Annotated in this window: 2 protein-coding genes and 1 riboswitch; both genes read left to right on the forward strand. The window is 42.1% G+C overall.

The window, feature by feature from the left end; genetic code table 11:
• Positions 1-784, forward strand: a 784-nt coding sequence (locus GXZ13_06215) for a hypothetical protein (GenBank protein ID NLX75409.1), incomplete at its 5' end; no start/stop codon positions are given.
• A gap of 56 nt (positions 785-840) precedes the next feature.
• A riboswitch (cobalamin riboswitch) is annotated at positions 841-1,001 on the forward strand.
• A gap of 207 nt (positions 1,002-1,208) precedes the next feature.
• Positions 1,209-2,114, forward strand: a 906-nt coding sequence (locus GXZ13_06220; protein NLX75410.1) for a TonB-dependent receptor, incomplete at its 3' end; no start/stop codon positions are given.

The following is a 2,114-nucleotide window of genomic DNA, read 5'->3' on the forward strand; positions in this document are numbered from 1 at the left end:
CAATAATACCCTTCGCCTTGGTGGCACATCCTGGGTTGTACCCGGAACTTTAGAAGAGAATTTGCGCTGTCTGTCAGAAAATGTATCAGACATGGAAATAGTGCTCTTTGACACTCCCGAAGGTTCCAACATTCCCCATAAAGACGAAGTGCGCGAGCTCGGCTATCTTTTGGGAGAGCTCGACATGACTTGCAACATACATTTCCCGGTTGATGTCTGTGATGTGGAAGTATCAAATATAAAAGAGAGAATGAGATGTGAAGATCTATGCCTTCGCATAACAGAACTCTTCTCTCCCATAAAGCCATTTGCATGGATACTGCACCTCGTTGGAGAAGTTAGAGGCAGAGTCCCCAGTAAAGAAATGGAGATATGGAAAGAGCTAACCAGCTCTTCGGCGTTGCGCATAGCAGCATCTGTTGACGATAAAAGCCGGATTTGTGCTGAAACACTAGATAATGAATTTTCATATCTTATCGATATCGTAAGAGAAACAGGGCTTTCTGTTTGTTTGGACGTAGGACACCTAATAAAAGGAGAATATCCTACCCTAGAGTATACAGAAAAATATATGCCTGAAGCTCGCATGATTCATCTGCACGGAGTAATGCCCGACGGGACAGATCATGTTGATCTTTCCTATTTTGATAAAGAACTGTTGAAAAAAATAATAAAACTCGCAGATGACGGCCGTGAGAGAGTTATGAGCATAGAAGTATTTGAAGATGATTACTTCCGTTCCTTAGAAGTCATAAAGGATTTTAAAGAAAATTATTTTAATTAGCAAAAATTGTTATATTGCATTTTTAATCAAGATGTAGTATTGTCAACAGACAACCAAATATGGAATTGATGTTCAGTTAGGGAATTCGGTTCAAAGCCGAAGCAGCCCCGCTACTGTAACCGGGACGAACCCGCAAAAAGTCACTGCCGAAAGGTGGGAAGACGCGGAAGTAGGATGAACGGAAGCCAGGAAACCTGCTGAAAAAATCGAATTTGTTGATTATCGCGAGGGCGAGAGGCGGCAGGCATAGTAAGTATACGAGTGTACTCGTACTTTTACTCGGTCATCTGTACAGAACCCTTAGATATCACAGGGTTCTGTTTTTTTTATGCCTCATCTTGGGAGTGATAAAAAGAGAAAGAAGAGAAAAACGCAAATAAAGTAAAAAAGATATAAAAAATAATCAAAAGGAAGTGTGTAGAAGATGTTATCCCACAAATGGAAGATAGTTCTTCCGCTGGCAGCAATCTTTATGATTTTTGCAACAGCTGAAGCTTCTTTCGCAAACAATGCTTCAGAAAAAGTACAAGATCTCGGCAAAGTTGAGGTCACAGGTTCACGTTTGGCAGAGGACATAACAGAAGTTCCAGCTCCTGCATATGTCATCACAAAAGAAGAAATTGATGCCATAGGCGCACGCAACCTCTCGGAAGTTCTTGACAGGATCCCCGGAGTAATGGGATTGACAAGTGCTAGTTCTTCAATGGCGAGAACTCAGGAAGTAATGATCAGAGGACTTGCTTCTGAGATACTGCTTCTAGTGGACGGTGTTCCTTTTACAAACACCTACGGAATGTCAGGTTCCAATAGTTTTGACTTGCGTACAATCCCATTAGACAGTATTGAAAGAATTGAAGTCGTAAAAGGCGCGAGCTCAGCACTTTATGGTTCTGCAGCTGCAGCCGGTGTTATTAACATCATCAGTCGCAAGGGTTCTGAGAAGTCGACAGGCTTTATAAAAGCCGAAGGCGGTTCTGGTGGATTCTTCCGTGGAACCGTTCGCGGAACAGCAGTGCTTTCAGATGATCTAAGGATTACCGCAGGTTATTCGAAGACCCAAGAAACCGGAGATATTAATATTCGTAGGCTTACAAAGACTACCGAACCAGCGCAGTATGACTATGGAACAAACTACGATGGGAATGACTATAACTTTAGAGTCGATAAAGGTGCTTGGTCATTAGTCGGTGAGTGGGGCGATTTTCTCTCGCATTACGAATATGACAAAGTTCCGAACTGGCAGAAAAACGACTATGCCAGAGTTTCGCTAAATTACAGTGACGGTATAAATACAGGAAGAATTTACTATCGTACAGACAACAAAGACTCA

It is taken from the genome of Synergistaceae bacterium (assembly GCA_012728235.1).
In the GTDB taxonomy this organism is placed as follows: Bacteria; Synergistota; Synergistia; order Synergistales; family Synergistaceae; genus JAAYFL01.